Annotated in this window: 12 protein-coding genes; 6 read left to right on the plus strand and 6 right to left on the minus strand. The window is 72.9% G+C overall.

All coding sequences use genetic code 11. The annotated features are described in order from the left end of the window. Positions 1-19: 19 nt before the first annotated feature. Positions 20-3,439 (plus strand): ATP-dependent helicase, encoded by a 3,420-nt coding sequence (locus tag E1286_RS12250; protein WP_246074780.1) that lies wholly within the window; start codon positions 20-22, stop codon positions 3,437-3,439. Continuing rightward, positions 3,433-6,717 carry an ATP-dependent helicase gene (locus E1286_RS12255; protein WP_132611812.1) on the plus strand — a complete coding sequence of 1,095 codons (3,285 nt, stop codon included), beginning with the start codon at positions 3,433-3,435 and terminating at the stop codon, positions 6,715-6,717. Before E1286_RS12250 ends, E1286_RS12255 begins: the two co-directional genes overlap by 7 nt. Here E1286_RS12255 and E1286_RS12260 read toward each other — a convergent pair. From E1286_RS12260 to E1286_RS12275, 4 genes are read right to left on the minus strand one after another with little or no spacing between them, the layout of a single operon-like run. Next, positions 6,677-7,747, minus strand: coding sequence for a type III PLP-dependent enzyme domain-containing protein (locus E1286_RS12260; protein ID WP_132611814.1), 1,071 nt, complete (start codon positions 7,745-7,747; stop codon positions 6,677-6,679). The genes E1286_RS12255 and E1286_RS12260 overlap by 41 nt on opposite strands. Next, on the minus strand, positions 7,744-9,294 hold the full coding sequence (locus tag E1286_RS12265) for an IucA/IucC family protein (RefSeq protein WP_132611816.1): 1,551 nt from the start codon (positions 9,292-9,294) through the stop codon (positions 7,744-7,746). Before E1286_RS12265 ends, E1286_RS12260 begins: the two co-directional genes overlap by 4 nt. Continuing rightward, positions 9,295-10,782, minus strand: a complete 1,488-nt coding sequence (locus tag E1286_RS12270; protein WP_132611818.1) for an IucA/IucC family protein — start codon at positions 10,780-10,782, stop codon at positions 9,295-9,297. Then, a complete protein-coding gene (locus tag E1286_RS12275; protein WP_132611820.1) occupies positions 10,779-11,915 on the minus strand; it encodes an ATP-grasp domain-containing protein in 1,137 nt (378 codons plus the stop codon). The genes E1286_RS12270 and E1286_RS12275 overlap by 4 nt, the downstream gene beginning before the upstream one ends. Positions 11,916-12,062: 147 nt before the next feature. Between E1286_RS12275 and nudC the strand changes: the two genes are divergently transcribed. Continuing rightward, positions 12,063-13,037: an NAD(+) diphosphatase gene (gene nudC / locus E1286_RS12280; protein WP_132611822.1), complete on the plus strand. Its 975-nt coding sequence runs from the start codon at positions 12,063-12,065 to the stop codon at positions 13,035-13,037. Between the two features lie 4 nt (positions 13,038-13,041). On the opposite strand, the gene E1286_RS12285 is transcribed toward nudC, so the two are convergent. Together E1286_RS12285 and E1286_RS12290 are read right to left on the minus strand one after the other, a co-directional pair. Next, positions 13,042-13,287, minus strand: a complete 246-nt coding sequence (locus E1286_RS12285; RefSeq protein WP_132611824.1) for a mycoredoxin — start codon at positions 13,285-13,287, stop codon at positions 13,042-13,044. An 87-nt stretch (positions 13,288-13,374) separates the two neighbouring features. Next, a complete protein-coding gene (locus E1286_RS12290; RefSeq protein ID WP_246074781.1) occupies positions 13,375-14,277 on the minus strand; it encodes an alpha/beta hydrolase in 903 nt (300 codons plus the stop codon). A 158-nt stretch (positions 14,278-14,435) separates the two neighbouring features. Here E1286_RS12290 and E1286_RS12295 point away from each other — a divergent pair, with 158 nt between their 5' ends. From E1286_RS12295 to E1286_RS12305, 3 genes are all read left to right on the plus strand, one after another. Continuing rightward, on the plus strand, positions 14,436-16,469 hold the full coding sequence (locus E1286_RS12295) for an ATP-dependent DNA helicase UvrD2 (RefSeq protein ID WP_132611868.1): 2,034 nt from the start codon (positions 14,436-14,438) through the stop codon (positions 16,467-16,469). 138 nt (positions 16,470-16,607) lie between these two features. Next, positions 16,608-17,477 carry an acyl-CoA thioesterase II gene (gene tesB / locus E1286_RS12300; protein WP_132611826.1) on the plus strand — a complete coding sequence of 290 codons (870 nt, stop codon included), beginning with the start codon at positions 16,608-16,610 and terminating at the stop codon, positions 17,475-17,477. Between the two features lie 148 nt (positions 17,478-17,625). Then, positions 17,626-17,889, plus strand: a complete 264-nt coding sequence (locus tag E1286_RS12305) for a hypothetical protein (protein ID WP_132611828.1) — start codon at positions 17,626-17,628, stop codon at positions 17,887-17,889. The last annotated feature ends 47 nt before the right edge of the window (positions 17,890-17,936 follow it).

Below are 17,936 nucleotides of genomic sequence, written 5' to 3' on the forward strand. Positions count from 1 at the left end.
TCTGGTGGAATCTAGAGCTGTGAGTGCTCAGACCTGGCGGTTGGTGCGCAGCGGATCCGGGGGGCCCGATGCGCCCCCTGTGCTCGACGAGCACCAGCGTGCCGTGGTCCGGCACGAGCGCGGGCCGCTGCTCGTCCTGGGCGGCCCCGGCACCGGCAAGACCACGACGATCGTGGAGAGCGTGGTCGACCGGATCGAGCGCCGCGGCGTCGACCCGGAGCGCGTGCTCATCCTCACCTTCAGCCGCAGGGCCGCCGAGGAGCTGCGCCGCCGCGTCACCGGCCGGCTGCGCCGCACCACCCGCACCCCGCTGGCCCTGACGTTCCACTCCTACGCCTACGCGCTGTTGCGCCGCGAGAGCGTGCTCGCGGGCAAGGCCCCGCCGCGCCTGCTCACCGGCCCCGAGCAACTGCTGGAGATCCGGCGGCTGCTCCACGGCGAGCTGGAGGGCGGCGCGCTCGACTGGCCCGTGTCGCTGCGCGAGCCGCTCAAGACCCGCGGGTTCGCCGAGGAGCTGCGCGACTTCCTGTCCAGGGCCAACGAGCGCGGGCTCGACGCCGAGCGGCTGATCGCGCTCGGCCGGGTGCACGGGCGGGGCGACTGGGTGGCCGCCGGCCGGTTCGCCGAGCGCTACCAGGACCGCTTCGACCTCGCCCCCGAGGAGACCTACGACTACGCCGAGCTGGTCAGGGGCGCCTCCGCGCTGCTGGCCGACCCGGAGGTGCGCGAGCGCGAGCGGGCGGCGCAGGACGCGGTGTTCGTCGACGAATACCAGGAGACCGATCCGGCGCAGGAGCTGCTGTTGTCGCAGCTCTCGGGCGACGGGCGCGACCTCGTCGTGGTCGGCGACCCCGACCAGTCGATCTACGGGTTCCGTGGCGCCGACGTGCAGGGCATCATGCGCTTCCCCGAGCGGTTCAGGAGGCTCGACGGGAGCGAGGCGCCGGTGCTGGCGCTGCGGGTGTCCCACAGGAGCGGGGCCGACCTGCTGGAGGCCACGAGACGGGTGGCGGCCCGGTTGCCGGTCGCGCCGGCTCCCGAGCACGACCAGCGCCACGGCCACCGCGACCTCGCGCCGCTGCCCGACGCCGACCCAGGCGAGGCGCGCGTGCTGCTGGCCGACAGCACGAGCCAGGAGGCCGCGATCGTGGCCGACACGCTGCGCCGCGCCCACCTGATCGACGGGATGCCGTGGCACCGGATGGCGGTGCTGGTGCGCTCGGCCCGGCGGCAGGTGCCGCTGCTGCGGCGGGCGCTGGTCAACGCCGGCGTGCCGACGATGATCGCGGGCGACGAGGTGCCGATCGCGCAGGAGCCGGGCGTGCGTCCGCTGCTCACGATGCTGCGGGTGGCGCTGGATCCGTCCAGCCTCGACGAGGGGGTGGCCGAGGAGCTGCTGACGGGCCCGCTCGGCGGCACCGACATGATCGGCGTACGCCGCCTCCGCCGCGCCCTCAAGATCGCCGAGAACGAAGCCGTACACGGCACCCCCGAAAGCGACGACGCGGCAGACGGCGCGTCAGGGGTGGGCGACACCGCGGTCTCCGGCGGCTCCGGCCCCGACGCGCCGGTCCAGGGCGTTCCCGGTGATCCCGCGCCCGTCGGCGGCGATGCCGGCGAACGTGCCTCCGCGGGCGCTCCCGAAGGCCGGGCGGCGGCGACGGACGCGGTCGATGAGGACGAGTCGGGGCAGCGCGCCGATGGCGCGGTGCTCGACGGTGCGGTCGTGCGGCGGCCCGCGGCGCGGTCGTCGGGGGAGTTGCTGGTGGCGGCGGTCAAGGACGCCCGGGAGCTCACCCGAGTGGAGCCGCACATCGCGCTTCCGGCCGAGCGGGTGGCCAGGCTGCTCACCGCCGCTCGTGAGGCCGCCGCGGGACAGGGCACCGCCGAGGACGTCCTGTGGACGATCTGGCAGGGCAGCGGCCTGGCCGAACGCTGGACGGAGCTGAGCCTGCAGGGCGGCCCCAGAGGCGCCCAGGCAGACCGCGACCTCGACGCCGTGGTGGCGCTGTTCGACCACGCGGCCAGGTTCGTCGACCGCATGCCCATGGCCGGCCCCGAGGTGTTCCTCGACGACCTCGCCGCCCAGGAGATCCCCGGCGACACGCTCGCCGACCGGGCCCCCGACGGCGACGCCGTGCGCGTGCTGACCGCCCACCGCGCCAAGGGCCTCGAATGGGACGTCGTCGTGGTGGCGGGCGTGCAGGAGGGCGTCTGGCCCGACCTGCGGCTGCGCGGCTCCCTGCTGGGCATCGAGGACCTGGTCGAGGTGGTCGAGGGCGCCGAGCCCAACGCCGCCTCGCTGCACTCCAAGATGCTCGCGGAGGAGCGCCGGCTGTTCTACGTGGCGGTGACCAGGGCCAGGCGCAGGCTGGTGGTCACGGCCGTGGGCGGGGAGGACACCGACGAGCGCCCGTCCAGGCACCTGGAGGAGCTGATGCCGGGCGCGGTCGAGCAGGCCACGGTCGACGACCGGGCCCGCTGGCTCAACATGTCGGCGCTGGTGGCCGACCTGCGCAGCGCGGTGACCGATCCGACCAAGCCCGGGAAGCTGCGGCAGCGCGCCGCCCGGCAACTGGCCCGCCTGGCTGCCGCCGGAGTGCAGGGCGCCCACCCCAACGACTGGTACGCCCTCACCCCCATCTCCGACGACCGCCCGCTGAGCTGGCCCGACGGCGTGGTCAACGTCTCCCCCTCGGCGGTCGAGAGCTTCACCAAGTGCGGCCTGCGCTGGCTGCTGGAGACGGCGGTCGGCGCGGCCGGCACCAGCACCGCCCAGGGCCTCGGCAACGTCATCCACGCCCTGGCCGTGCTGGCGGCCACCGACCTGCCCAGCGAAGACCTCCTGGGCAAGCGCCTCGACGAGGTGTGGAAGGAGCTCGACTTCGGCGGCGCCTGGTACAACCGCAAGCAACGCAAGGTCGCCGAGCAGATGATCCGCAAGTTCCTGGTCTGGCACGAGAAGAACCCCCGCGAGCTCAAGGCCATCGAGGAGTCGTTCACCGCCATGGTCTCCGAGGGCGTGCAGATCAAGGGCAGGGTCGATCGGGTGGAGGCCGACGACCAGGGTCGGGCGGTGATCATCGACCTCAAGACCGGCGGCTCCAAGCCCAAGGCGGGCGAGATCGACCGTCATCCGCAACTCGGCGTCTACCAGCTCGCCGCCCTGCTCGGGGCCTTCGCCCGCCACGGCATGACGGAGCCGGGCGGCGCCGCGCTGGTGCAGCTGGGCAAGGCGGGCGGCAAGAACGCCGCGCTGGAGCAGCAGCAGGGCGCGCTGGCCGACGACAAGAACCCGCAGTGGGCCGAGGAGCTCGTCGACACCGTCGCGACCGGCATGTCGGGCCCGTTCTTCCAGGCGAAGGTCAACGACGGCTGCCGCACGTGCGCGGCCCGGGCGAGCTGCCCGGTCAACGACAGCGGGGGTCAGGTGTGCTGACCCCCGCCGAGCTCGCCGAGAAACTCGGCATCCTGCCCCCCACTCGCGAACAGGGCGAGGTCATCGAGGCGCCGCTGGAGCCCATGGTCGTCATGGCCGGCGCCGGCTCGGGCAAGAGCGAGACGATGGCCGGCCGCGTGGTCTGGCTGGTCGCCAACGGCCTGGTCAGCCCGGCCAACGTGCTGGGCCTGACGTTCACCCGCAAGGCCGCCGCCGAGCTGGCCACCCGGGTCAGGGAGCGGCTCAACGGCCTGGTGGAGGCCGGCCTGCTCGCGCCGGGCGCCCTCGACGAGGAGCCGACGGTGTCCACCTACCACTCCTACGCCGCCCGCCTGGTCACCGACCACGCGCTGCGCGAGGGCCTGGAGCCGACCATGCGCCTGGTCACGCCGGCCGTGTCGTGGCAGCTGGCCTCACGGGTGGTGGCGATGTACGACGGGCCGATGGACAAGATCGAGCTGGGCCCGCCCTCCGTCACGGCCGCCGTGCTGGAGCTGGCGGGCGAGCTGTCGGAGCACCTGCGCACGCCCGCCGACGTTCGGCGGGTGGGGGAGTGGCTGCGGGAGCGGCTCGACGCGCTGCCCGGCCGCCCGATCGTCGCCCAGAAGCGCCCGGTCACCGTCCAGGCGGCCAGGGAACAGCTGCTGCCGCTGGTGGAGGCGTACGAACGGCTCAAGCGCCGGCGCGAGGTCATCGACTACGGCGACCAGATGTCGCTGGCGGCCAGGATCGCGGCGAACCACAAGGAGGTCGGCGAGATCGAGCGCGGCCGCTACTCCGTGGTCCTGCTCGACGAATACCAGGACACCAGCCACGCCCAGCTCGTCCTGCTCCGCTCCCTCTTCGGCGGCGGCCACCCGGTCACCGCGGTCGGCGACCCCTGCCAGTCGATCTACGGCTGGCGCGGCGCCTCGGCGGGCAACCTGCGCCGCTTCCCGCGCGACTTCCCGGCCCGTACGGGCGAGCCCGCGCCGGTCCGCCAGCTCAGCGTGAGCTTCCGCAACGGCGACCGCGTGCTCGACGTGGCGGCCCGCGTGCAGCTGCCGCTGCGCATGGAGGCCCGCGAGGTGCCCGTGCTGGTGCCCGGCCCCAACAGGGTCGATCGGGGCCGCGTCACGTGCGCCTTCCACGAGACCGCCGACGACGAGGCCAGGTGGATCGCCGACGGCATCGCCAGGATCCTCGGCCAGGAGACCGCCCCCGACGGCCTGCCCTGGGGTGACAGGGAGCGCAAGAAGACCCTCGCCCTCCAGCCTCAGGACATCGCCATCCTGGCCCGCAAACGCTCGCAGTTCCCCGCGATCCGCCGCGCCCTGGAGGATCGCGACATCCCGGTCGAGGTGGTCGGCCTCGGCGGCCTGCTCACCGTGCCGGAGGTGAACGACATCGTCGCCACGCTGCGCGTCCTGTACGACGCCACGGCCGGCGACGCGCTGGCCAGGCTGCTGGCGGGGCCGCGCTGGCGGATCGGCCCGGCCGACCTGCGGGCGCTCGGCGAGCACGCCAGGCAGCTGGCCCGCGAGCTGAGCGAGAGCCACCGCGAGGAAGACCCGCTCCACCAGGTCGTGGCCGACATGGCCGAAGAGCGCGGCAGCCTGGTCGACGCGCTCGACGAGCTGCCCGACCGGCCGGAGTGGCTGGAGGAGTACAGCCCGCTGGCCCGCACCCGGCTGGTGGCCTTCGCCCACGAGCTGCGCCAGCTGCGGGCCCACACCGCGCAGCCGCTGCCCGACCTGATCAGCGAGGTGGAGCGCCGGCTCGGCCTGGACATCGAGGTGGCCGCGCGCAGCGGCACGGCGGGGGCGTTCGCCGCGCGGGCCGACCTCGACGCGTTCCTCGACGCGGCCTCCAGGTTCGCGGGCGACGCGGAAGACCCGACGCTGGGGGCGTTCCTGGCCTATCTGCAGGCGGCGGAGAGCGAGGAGTTCGGGCTGGAGGCGGGCCGGGTCGGCGAGAGCAACAGCGTCAAGCTGATGACCGTGCACGCCTCCAAGGGCCTGGAGTGGCCGGTCGTGGTGGTGCCTGGGCTGTCGCAGCTGGTCAGCTCCAAGGGGACGATCGCGAGCGGCAGCATCTTCCCCGCCACCCCGGTCATGAACGGCCGCTGGACGGAGAACCCGCGCAAGCTGCCCTATTCGCTGCGCGGCGACGCCGCCGACCTGCCGAGGCTGTCCGGGTTGAGCAAGGAGGAGCTGGCCGCGTTCGAGGAGCACTGCCGCGAGCGCGACCTGATGGAGGAGCGCAGGCTCGCGTACGTCGCCGTCACCCGCGCCCACTACCAGCTGATCGCCTCCGGCTACCGCTGGGGCACGGCCACCAAGCCGCTGGAGCCGTCCGACTTCCTGCTGGAGATCCGCGACGTCGCCGACCGCGTCACGGTCTGGGCGGCCGACGAGCCGGCGGGCGCGTCCAACCCGCTGCTGGCCGAGCCGCCCGAGGCCACCTGGCCGGTCACGCCCGAGGGGTTGCGCTACGAGTCCGTCCTCGACGGCGCCCGTCTGGTGGAGGACGCCCTGGCGGGCAGCCTCGCGGAGGACGAAGACGACGACGAGCCGCTGCGCGCCTTCGAGGAGGAGCGGCTGCGGGCCTGGGAGCGCGACACCGACCTGCTGCTGCGCGAGCGCGAGCGGCACCGCCGCCGCCCCGCGACGATCGTGGAGCTGCCGGCCAAGCTGACCGTGTCGTCGCTGGTCACGCTGGCGCAGGACCCTGGCGAGCTGGCCCGCCGCATCCGCCGCCCTGTCCCGGTCAAGCCGGCGCCGCTGGCCCGGCGCGGCACGTCGTTCCACAAGTGGCTGGAGGGACGGTGGGACCAGCAGCGGCTCATCGACGACCTGGAGCTGTACGACGAGGAGCTGGAAGAGACCGACGTGCGGCTGGCGGAGCTGCAGGAGCGCTTCGAGCAGAGCGAGTGGGCCGAGCGGCGGCCGATCGACCTGGAGGTGCCGTTCGAGACCATGATCGCCGACCGGCTGGTGCGCGGCCGCATGGACGCCGTGTTCGAGCGGCCGGGCGGCGGCTACGAGGTGGTCGACTGGAAGACCGGCGAGCCGCCCAGGGGCAAGGCGGCGCGGGCGGCGTCGGTGCAGCTGGCGGCGTACCGGCTGGCCTGGTCACACCTGGCGGGGGTGCCGCTGGAGGAGGTGGGGGCGGCCTTCCACTACGTCCGCGCCAACCGCACCGTCCGCCCGGTCGACCTGCTCGACGGCGACGGCCTGGTCGCGCTGATCGAGCGCGTCAGGCGCGCAGATGGTGGAACGCCGGCTTCGGGTGCATGAGGAAGTCGTGGTGGGAGATGTTCCAGGCGTAGGCCCCGGCCATCTCGAACACCACGGTGTCGCCGACGCGCGCCGACGTCACGATCCGCTGGGCGAGCACGTCCTTCGGGGTGCACAACTGGCCGACGAACGTGACCGGCTCGTCCGTCACGCCAGGCCCGCCGCCGGTGGGCAGGATCGTGAACGGCTGGTCGTGCCCCTTCGTCGCCGGGGTGCGCAGGTGGTGGGTGCCGCCGAGCACGACCGCGTACGCCTGGCCGCGCACCCGCTTGACGTCCACCACTTTGGTCGCGTAGTAGCCGCAGTAGACGGTCAGCGCCCGGCCCGGCTCGATCCGCAGCCGCCTGCCCCGCCTCAGTGACGTGAGGCCCGCGCCGTACGCCGCCCAGTCGAACCGGGTCTCCGGCGCCGCGTACGACACCGCCATCCCGCCCCCCAGGTTGACCTCCTCGTACGGCTGTTCCAGCAGCGCCCGCGCCAGCTCCAGCAGTTGGGGAGCCGCCAGCCCGCTGGCCAGGTGGGCGTGCAGCCCGCGCAGCCGCACCCGGTCGCCGAACAACGGCAGGCAGGCGGCGACATCGTCCTCGTCCATCCCGAACGGCCCGCTCATCGTCAGCGCCGCGCCCTCGACCGGCAGGTCCGGGTTCAGCCGGAGCAGCACGTCGGCCTCCAGCCCGGTGCCGAGCAGGCGGCGCAGCTCGTTCGGCGACTCGACGTGGATGCGGTGGTGCGGCAGCCGCAACTCGGCGTCGGTCTTGCCGGGCCCGCCCAGCGCCACCGGCATGCCGGGGAACAACGCGGTGACGTGCGCGTGCTCGCCGGCCGACGACACCTCGAACCCGTCCACGTACGCGGCCAGCACACGCAGCAGCTCCGGGTCGGGATTGGCCTTGACGGCGTAGTACAGCTCCACGCCCTCCAGCGCCCGTCGCACGGAGGCGACGTGCTCGTCCAGGGCGGGCAGGTCGTAGAGGTAGGCCGGCACCTCGGCGAGCCCGAGGGCGGCCTCACGGACGCGCGGGCCGATCACGCGAGCGGGTTGGCGATCGGCACGTACCCGGCGGCGCGGTCGGCCGCCCTGGCCCAGCGCACGCCCAGGTTGGCCTTGGCGGGCAGCGGCGCGCCGGCCAGCAGGTCCGACAGCGGCAGCGGCCGTCCCAGCTCGGCGGCCTGGCGGGCGAACAGGTCGCGGGCGATCCGCCACAGCTCCCGCAGCAGCCCGTCGTCCGGCCCCGCGACCGTCGCGGCGATCTCGGTCAGGTGGTTGACGAGCAGGCAGTAGACCACGCGCGCCCAGCCGCGCTCGGCGTCGTACGCGAGCGCCCCGGCCACGTCCGGGTCGAGCGCGGCGAGGTCGTGGCGGCCGGCGACCAGCTTGGTGCCCTCCAGGTCGCGGAAGACCGCCTCGACGGGCAGGCCGGCGGCGTCCAGGCCGACGAGCACGTTCTGCAGATGGGGCTCCAGCACCACGCCGTACGCGAAGTACAGCTCCAGCACCGGCAGCGCCACCACCGACACGTACGCCCGCCACCACGCCCGAGGATCCCCGGCGGGAGCCCGCAGGGCCAGGGCGGCGGCCAGCACCGGCGTGACGCCGGGGGAGCAGACGGCCCACGGGCTGCGCCGGACGATCACGCCCAGCCCTTCGTGCAGCCGGGTGCCGAGAGCGGCGGTCCGGTAGCCCGGCTCGGGAAGCCAGCGGGTGGCCGGATGCCGTCGCACGACCTCGTCGAAGATCGGCGCCAGGCGCTCGGTGAGCTCGACGGCCCCGGCCAGCTCGTACCAGGCGTTCTTGCGCACGCAGTTGGTGATCCGCACGTCGAGGGAGAACTTCAGGCAGACCCCCGCCTCCGGGGCGTACACCGTGCGCACCGACGACGTCGGGGTCGCCACCGGGCCGGGCCCCAGATCGACGAGATCGGCCCCGAACGCGGGCCGCAGCAGGTCGAGCTGCCAGGGATGGGCGGGCAGCAGCCGGTACCCGGCGGGTGCCCGGCCGAGCGCGTCGAGCGCGGCCACCTCGCCGCCTTCGGCGAGCACGTCCTCGCGTACGCCGAGCAGCCGGAGCGGGAACTCGGCGTGCGCCTCGGGGGCGTAGCGCAGCCAGCCGTCCCCGCCGCGCGCCTTCGGGCTCGGATGGAACGGATGCCCATGGACCAGCGCCTGCTCCGACTCCAGCCACGGATCGGCGGGCGGCACCGCCTCGGCCCGAGCCCGCACGATCGCGGCCACCGCCTCCTTGCTGGCGGCCACCTGCCCGGCGAACTCGCCGTTGTGGCCCCGCAACTCCGCCTCGACCAGCTCGACCAGCTCCTCGGTGGTCAACGGCCGCCACACGCCCGACTCCAGGCGCTCGGCCGGGCCGTCGAACCGCAGCGCCGCGCCCCCGTGCGTACGCACCCGCAGCAGCGTGCCCGCCACCCGCAGCAGCAGGTTCGGCGGCGCCGGCCACACCAGGCCGCGCGGCCCGGCCACCTCCCGCACGCAGCACCGCAGCAGCGCCGCCAGCGTCGCCTCCTCGGCCAGGTCGTCTTCGACGGCCGGGCCTGAGGCCGCGTCGAGGGTCAGTCCGTGCATTCACGTTCTCCTCAGGTAGTTGGGCCCGCTGGTGCCGTAGAACTTGTTGACGTCACGCGCGCCGGAGCGCTCCTTCGACACGAGCGTCCCGGCAGTGATCATGGATTTGCCGGTGAGCCGGGCCGCGTCGAGCGTCCTGGCCCGCAGCAGCCGCGCCATGGGGTCGTCTCCGTACGCGTCCAGCGCCTCGGCCAGGGTGTCGCGCAACAGCGCGGCGGCCTCGTCGTGCGGCAGCGCCGCGAACGTCACCGCCGCCGCGGCCAGGTGCAGGGTGATGGTCACGAACACGTCGGCCAGCGCGTGGGGGTCGTCGGTCAGCATCCGCTCGTCGGCGAAGTCCGGCACCGCGATCCCGGCGGCCGAGAGCCGGGCGGGCGAGGCCAGCAGGCCGTCGTTGTCCTTGACGAGCAGGCGCAGCCGCTCGCCCTGGAGGAGCAGGGCCAGGTTCTGCTGGTGGGCTTCGAGGGCGATGCCGTACCTGACGAAGAGCCGTACGTTCCAGCGCAGCAGCAGCTTCAGATAGGCGGGCAGCACGTCGCCCAGCCCGCCGAGCACCCCGGGCGCGTTGAGCGCGGCGACCGGCACGATCGTGCCCTCGGGCAGCCGCCTGACCATCCAGGCCAGGTACTCGTGCCCGGCGTGCGCGTACGTCTGCTCGTCGGCGAGCACCACGTCCGGGTCGGCCAGCTCGCGCAGCAGCAGCTCGGCCCTGGCCCCGTCGTCGAGGGTGCCCGGCTTGATCGAGCGCCGGTTCCTGGCGCCGAGGGTGCTGACCGGGAGGGGCAGCTTGAGGTGCAGGCGCGGGCCGGCTGCCACCGTGCGCATCGACAGGGTGGGCCGCACGGTGACGGCCTCGCCGTCCAGCATCCGCACCCCGTCGATCTTCCGCACCTCGTCCACGGTCAGCGGGTGCACGGGGAAGAGCGCCTCGTCGGCGCCGGGCGTGATCCCGCCGGGCGCGAGGCCGGCGGGCAGCTCCGCGGCGCCCGGCCCGAGCATGCGGCGCGGCACTGCCGCCCACCGCAGGGCGAACGAGGGCCCGAACTCCGGCGCGTACGCGAGCAGGTCGTCCTCCGACAGCCCTGCCCGCGCCCGCGACGTGGGATAGACCGGATGGTCGGCGAACGCCGCCAGCGTCTCGTACGACGGCCCCGCCCGCAGCACCTCCTCCGCCCGCGCGTCGTGCAGCTCCAGCGCCGTCAGCGCCGCCAGGCACTCCTCGAAGAACGCCGCCACCCCTTCGGCGTCGGCCGGGTCGGCCACCTCGGCCAGGGTCTGCAGCACCTGCTCCAGCCCCAGCCGCTCGTCCGGCGCGACCACGAAGTCCTGGAACAGCAGGCCAGGCACGAGGCGGACCCAGCGCCCGTCGGCCAGCGTCACGCCGACGCCGTCCTTGGTCCGCGCCATCCGGGAGGCCAGCCCGCCGTAGTCCTCGCGCAGCAGCGCGTCGAGGACCCGGGCGGCCAGGTACGCCTCCCGACCGCTCATTCGACCACCCACGGCTTGGCGGCCCGGTAGCCGGCGATGGCGGCGTCCACCCGCTCCCGGTCGGGGCCGACCGCGCGGACCACGCCGAGGTAGTCGCGGTTGGTGTGGGTGAGGGAGATGACGTCGCCGACCGCGCGCAACGGCCGGTGCCACAGCCGTACGCCGCCGGTCTCGGCCGACTCGTGCCCGGGCGCCTCCTTGACCGTGCCCGGCCGGTCGGCGACCAGGCTGACGGCGCTGCCGTACGCGGTCGCCGGGGGAGGGGCGGGCGCCCGGTCACCGAGGTGCACCCGCAGGATCCACTCGAACAGCGGCACGCCGAGCACCTCGGCGAGCAGGAAGTCGCAGTGGTCGCCGATCACCCGGTAGTTCACCTCGACGATGCGCGGCCCGCGTGAGGTGAGGACGTACTCGGTGTGGCAGGCCCCGAACCCCACCCCGAGTGCCCGCAGCGCCGCGAGGACGTGCTCGTGCGGCCCGTCGGGCGCCCAGTCGAGCCGCTCCTCCACGAAGTGCGGCAGCGGCCCCAGCGTCGTCGCGAACCCGCCCAGCACCCGCAGACCCGAGTCGTCCCCCAGGGTCTCCAGCGTGCGCAGCGGCCCGTCGAGGTACTCCTCCACGACCAGCGCCTCTCCGGGCCGCCGCTTGCTGATGTCCGCCACGGCCCCGGCCAGGTCGTCCTCGACGAGCACGACGTCCTCGCTGGCCACGCCCTCGCGCGGCTTGACCACCACCGGGTACGGCACCCGCTCCGGCACCGGGTCGCCCGGCCCCAGCCGTACGGAGTAGACCTCCTCGACGCCCGCCTGACGGAGCCTGCGGCGCATCAGGAACTTGTTCTTGGCCGCCGCGCACGCCCGCCAGTCCTTGCCGGGCAGCCCGAAGTAGTCGGCGGCCAGCGCGGTCTCGGCCTGCAGGTGGTCGGAGTTGGAGAAGATCGCGTCCGGCCTGCCCAGGTGCTCGATCGCGTCGATGAGGGCGCGCGGGTCGCGTACGTCGCAGCCCACCGCCCCCGGGTGCCGCTCGGGCCGGTCGGTGAGGACGGTCACCTCGCAGCCGAGCGCCCGCGCCGCGGGCAGGAAGCCGTCCGTCACCGAGTCGGTCGGCTTGAGCGCGGTCAGGTAGAGCCGCAACGCGAAAGCACCCCCGGAGATCAGGTAAGGCTAACCTAACTCGACGCATCCTAGCCTCACGGAGATCGTCTCGGGGGCCGGATACCGTAATCGGCGGCTAACCGGGTGGTCATAGGATGACAGGGGACTTCTGGGAGGGGGCGGCCAGTGGAGACGACCGCGGAGGGACAACTCATCGGACCACTGCTTCTCGCACGCGGCACCATCGACAGGTCGTCGGCGTTGCGGGCCGACGAGCAGTGGCTGGAGCGGGCCTGGTCCGACCCGGCGACGCGGGTGCTCGTGATCGACAACGGTCACACGCTGGTGCGGCGCACGGGCGACGAGGTGCACGCGGTGCTCTACACGACGGCCGAGGCCCCGCCGGGGCCGCGCTTCCTGCTCGGCGTCGAGGCGGGGGTCGCCTACTTCGCGGTGGTCGCGCCGCTGCCGGGCATCCCCAAGGGCGACGTCAACGGCCGCGTGACCGTCCCGATGAGCCTGCGCGACACCCCCGATGGGCAGCCGGTCGCGGCCGGGCTGCGCCAGGCCGGCGGCCTGCTCGGCGACCGCGACGCGGGCCTGCTGGTCTTCGCCGTCGCGCTGGACGCCTGGCATTCGACCCACCAGTACTGCCCGCGCTGCGGCGCCATGACCACCATGCAGTCCGGCGGCCACGTCCGGGTCTGCCCGAATGACGGCAGCCAGCACTTCCCGCGCGTCGACCCCGCAGTGATCATGCTCATTCGCGACGAGGCCGACCGCTGCCTGCTGGCCCGCGGCCCGCAGTGGCCGGAGGGTCGGCTGTCGATCCTGGCGGGCTTCGTGGAGGCGGGCGAGTCGCTGGAGGCCGCCGTCGTGCGCGAGGTCGCAGAAGAGGTCGGCGTCACCGTCACCCGGCCGCGCTATCTCGGCAGCCAGCCCTGGCCGTTCCCGCGCAGCCTCATGCTGGGCTTCTTCGCCGACGCCACGACCACCACGCTCACGCCGGACGCCGAGGAGATCGCCGAGGCCCGGTGGTTCACGCGGGAACAGCTGGCGCAGGCCCTCAGCTCGGGCGAGCTGCGCCTGCCGCCCCGCGTGTCGATCGCCCGCCGCCTGATCGAGACCTGGTACGGCGGCGAGCTCGTCGGCGACTGGTGAGGGGTCAGACCCCGAGGAGCGCCTTGACCTCGAGGGCGGAGGGGTTCGTCCGCACCACACGCCCGTCGGGGGTGTCGATCACCACGGTGGGCACCGTCTGGTTGCCGTTGTTGACGCTCATCACGAACTCGGCGGCCGACGGGTCCTTCTCGATGTCGATCTCATCGAAAACGATGCCGTCGCGCTTCAGCTGGGACTTGAGCCGCTTGCAAGGGCCGCACCAGGTAGTGCTGTAAACGGTGAGCGCCATGTTGGGGATACCCTCCAAGGTCAAGAAAACGGGCGTTGGGTGCAACAACCCGACGATCGCCGTTAATCCCATACCCCGTATGGGCGTCTAGCCGATGCGGCCGGCGATCCACGCCTGCACGCGCTCGGCCATGCCCGGCTCGCGGTAGACCTCCGTGCTGTGGTTGACGCCGGGCGCCGTGATGACGGTCACCGGCACGCCGACCTGGCCCATCATCTTCTTCAGCAGCTGGCTCTGCACCGGCGGCACGAACTCCTTGTCGGAGTGCACGGTGAGCATCGGAGCGTCCTTCGCGCTGGCGTGCCAGGCCACCTCCATGCTGGCCCAGACCCGCGAGCACTTGCCCTTGGGCGCGCCGCAGCCGGCCAGCTTGATCGCGGCCGTGCGCAGCTTGCGCTTGGCGGCGTCGGTGGTCTTCTCGCCGTCGGAGTAGGCGCGCAGCGGCGAGATGATCGGCGACATGCCCACCACACCCTTGAGCCCGTTGATGCCGTCGCCGTACGTGCCGACGGCCGCCGCGATGTGACCCCCCGCGGAGAACCCGACCACCACGTAGTTGCCCGGGTCGAACGCCCACTGGTCGGCGTTCTTGCGCGCCAGGGCGATCGCCGCCACGGCGTCGGCGCGCTGTGCCGGCCAGGCCGCGTCGCCCGACAGGCGGTAGTTGAGGTTGAAGACCGTGTAGCCCATGTCGGCGTAGCCGCGTGCGATCTCCTTCATGGACTTCTTGTCGCCGCTGGACCACCAGCCGCCGTGGATGACGAAGACCCCCGGCCGCTCCTGCCCGTCGGGCGTCCACCAGACGTCCATCGTCTGACGCTTGTGGGAGCCGTACGGGACGGTCTCCAGGGCCAGCCCGCCGAGGCCGTTGACGTCGACCGGATAGTCCACCGTGGGCGCCGGCGTCGGCTCCTTGGACGCGCTCGCGGCGACGGGAGTGAGCACGACGGCAGCGAGCGCGAGGGCGCTCACGAAAACCGCTGTTCGCACGGGCTTCCTTTCCCCACAAGCATTTGGTCGGGCCCCATTGTGGGGGAAGAGAGCACTTGTTCGCATCTCGAACGCTATGAACGTACCTCCGCCCGCATGTTGCCAGAATAAAGAGTCATTGACCGCCGGCAGGCTGGGAGGATGTACGGGTGAACAGCGTGGACGACGTCCTGGTCGGTCTCGATCCCGAGCAGCGCGCGGTCGCCGAGGCCGTGCGCGGGCCGGTGTGCGTCCTGGCCGGCGCCGGCACGGGCAAGACCAGGGCGATCACCCACCGCATCGCGTACGCGGTCCGCAGCGGTGTGGTCGAGCCGCAGAGCGTGCTCGCCGTGACGTTCACCACACGCGCCGCGGGCGAGCTGCGCCAGCGCCTGCGCGCCCTCGGCGCCCCGGGGGTGCAGGCCCGCACGTTCCACGCCGCGGCGCTGCGCCAGCTCACCTACTTCTGGCCGCGGGTGATCGGCGGCGAGGCCCCCTCGGTCATCGAGTCGAAGCTTCCGGTGCTCGGGGAGGCGTGCCGGCGGTTGCGGCGCAGCCCCGACCGTTCCGAGCTGCGCGACATCGCCTCCGAGGTCGAGTGGGCCAAGGTCGTCCAGATCGGCCCCGAGGACTACCCGGCCGCCGCGGCCAAACACCACCGCACGCCGCCCCTTCCCGCCGACGAGCTGGCCGCCCTCTACGACGCGTACGAGCAGATCCGCCGCGAACGCCACCTCCTCGACTTCGAGACCATCCTGGAGCTGACCGCGGCGGTGATGACCGAGCACCAGGAGGTGGCCGCGCAGATCCGCCAGCAGTACCGCTACTTCGTGGTCGACGAGTACCAAGACGTCAACCCGCTGCAGAAGCTGCTGCTCGACACCTGGCTCGGCGGGCGCGACGACATCTGCGTGGTGGGCGACCCCAACCAGACGATCTACTCCTTCACCGGGGCCAGTCCGCGCTACCTGACGAACTTCGCGGTCGAGCACCCCGACGCCGCCGTCATCAAGCTGATCCGCGACTACCGCTCCACCCCCCAGGTCGTCGACCTGGCCAACCTCGTCATCGCCAAGAGCAGGTCGCCGCACCGGCTCGAGCTCGTGGCGCAGCGCCCCGAGGGCCCCAAGCCGGTGTTCTCCGACTACGACGACGAGCCCGCCGAGGCCGCCGGAGTGGCCAGGGCCATCGGGAAACTGCTCGACAAGGGCGTGCTCTCGCGCGAGATCGCCGTGCTCTTCCGCGTCAACTCCCAGTCGGCGGCCTACGAGGAGGCCCTGGCCAAGGCCGACATCCCGTACGTCCTGCGCGGTGCCGAGCGCTTCTTCGAACGTCCCGAGGTGCGCCAGGCGGTCGTGCTGCTGCGCGGCGCGGCACGTTCGGCGGCCGGCGAGCCCCTGGCCGCGGAGGTCCACAACATCCTGGCCGGCATCGGCCTGACCGCCTCGCCTTCCGGCGGCGGCAAGGCCCGGGAGAAGTGGGAGTCGCTCAAGGCCCTGGCCGACCTGGCCGAGGACATGGCCGCCCAGGGCGCCGACCTGCCCGCGTTCGTGGCCGAGCTGGAGCGCCGCGCCTCCGAGCAGCACGCGCCGCCCGTCGAGGGCGTCACGCTGGCCTCGCTCCACGCGGCCAAGGGCCTGGAGTGGGACGCCGTCTTCCTCGTCGGCCTCACCGACGGCATGCTCCCGATCATCTATGCCGAGACCCCCGAGCAGATCGAGGAAGAACGCCGCCTGCTCTACGTCGGCGTCACCCGCGCCCGCGAGCACCTGTCGTTGTCGTGGGCCCTCGCCCGCGCGCCGGGGGGCCGCAAGAGCCGCCGCCCGTCCCGCTTCCTCGACGGCCTCACCGGGCGGGTCTCCGCGCCGCCGCGCATGACCGCGCCTGCTCGCGAACGTCCCCGGGTGGCCGCGCCGGTCAGCTGCCGGGTGTGCGCCAAGACGCTGCGAGCGGCGGCCGAGCAGAAGCTCGGCCGCTGCTCGACCTGCCCCGCCGACTACGACGAGGCCCTTCTCGAACGCCTCAAGGCCTGGCGCACGGCCACCGCCAAGGAGGCCAAGGTGCCGCCGTACGTCGTGTTCACCGACGTCACACTGCAGGCGATCGCCGAACGCGCGCCGGTGACCGAGCAGGAGTTGTTGTCCATCGCGGGCATCGGCAAGGTGAAGGTCGACCGCTACGGCGACGCAGTGCTCGCCCTCTGCCGTGCTTAGGCCACCCCGATTACCTACTCGCGCGTAACAACCGCGAAACTGCAGGGGGGAATTATTAAGCCTCATCCCACCTCAGGGGCATAGAGGCGAAAAATCAGACTTTGTCCCAGTACGGGACGGCATGGAGGGGACAGACACGTGAACGAGGCGCTGAAGGAGCTGCTCGACCTGCTCGACCTGGAGCAGATCGAGCTCGACATCTTCCGGGGGCGTAGCCCGGAAGAGCGCATCCAGCGCGTCTTCGGCGGCCAGGTGGCGGCCCAGGCCCTGGTCGCGGCCGGCCGTACCGTCCCCAAGGACCGCAACGTGCACTCCCTGCACGCCTACTTCATCCGCCCGGGCGACCCGTCCGTGCCGATCGTCTACAACGTCGAGCGCCTGCGCGACGGGCGGTCGTTCACCACCCGCCGCATCCAGGCCGTCCAGCACGGCAAGGCCATCTTCACGATGTCGGCGTCGTTCCACATCCCCGAGGAGGGCGTGGATCACCAGGCCCTGCGGATGCCGAAGGTGCCCGACCCGGAGACGCTTCCGACGTTCCAGGACCGGATGTACGAGCTGGTGGGCGAGAACCCCTCGCTGCGCGACATGCTCGCCCGCCCCCGGCCGGTGGACGCGCGTTACGCCTCGCCGCTCACCTGGGAGGCGTTCCAGAATCCCGAGCTGCGCAGCGCCAACACCAACGTGTGGTTCCGCTACGACGCCGACCTGCCCGACGACCCGCTGCTGCACGTCGTGCTGGCCGCGTACGCCTCCGACTTCACCCTGGTCGACACGATCCTGCTGGCCCACGGCATGGCCTGGGGCGCCTCGAACATCATGGGCGCCTCGCTCGACCACGCCATGTGGTTCCACCGCCCGTTCCGCGCCGACGAGTGGCTGCTGTACGCCCAGGAGTCGCCGTGGTCGGCGGGGGCGCGGGGGCTCGCGCGTGGCGAGATGTACACCGCGTCGGGTGAGCTCGTGGTCTCGGTCGTCCAGGAGGCCATGATCCGGCCGATCAAGTAGTGCGATCTCCGCTGCCGCGAGTAGCGGAGATCGACACGAAATCGCAGGTAGAAAATATGTTGCCCCTTCCAGGCTTCCCGGTTTAGGGTCAAGGTCAAGCGAGTCGGGCAAGTCCTGCCCGACGATCCCAGAGTGGAGGTGAGTCCCAGTGATCAGCATCAAGATGTCGGCCACGATGTGGCTCGCCTCCGCATGCCGTGACTCGGTGAGGCCCGTCTATGGCCCCGCCAAGCTGCGGCAGGAGCGCCCTGTCCGTAGCCAGGCCGTCGCCTTCTCCTCGCGTCAGCACTTCGCCGCCGTGACGGAAGCCGCTCCTGTCTACATCGCACGTATCGCACTGCCGGCCAGCCAGCTCACCAAGGGTGGACTGTGCGGTCCGCAACCCTGGAGGGATGCTCCGGTCATAAGTTGACCGGCACAGCAGCAGCCTCCAGGCCGCGGATCCGCACACAGGATCCG

Source organism: Nonomuraea terrae, assembly GCF_004348995.1.
Taxonomy (GTDB): domain Bacteria; phylum Actinomycetota; class Actinomycetes; order Streptosporangiales; family Streptosporangiaceae; genus Nonomuraea; species Nonomuraea terrae.

Coding starts and splice junctions, on each gene's coding strand:
- E1286_RS12270 (WP_132611818.1), bottom strand. CDS start 10,782: ATGAGCGGTCGGGAGGCGTACCTGGCCGCCCGGGTCCTCGACGCGCTG.
- E1286_RS12285 (WP_132611824.1), bottom strand. CDS start 13,287: ATGGCGCTCACCGTTTACAGCACTACCTGGTGCGGCCCTTGCAAGCGG.
- E1286_RS12265 (WP_132611816.1), bottom strand. CDS start 9,294: ATGCACGGACTGACCCTCGACGCGGCCTCAGGCCCGGCCGTCGAAGAC.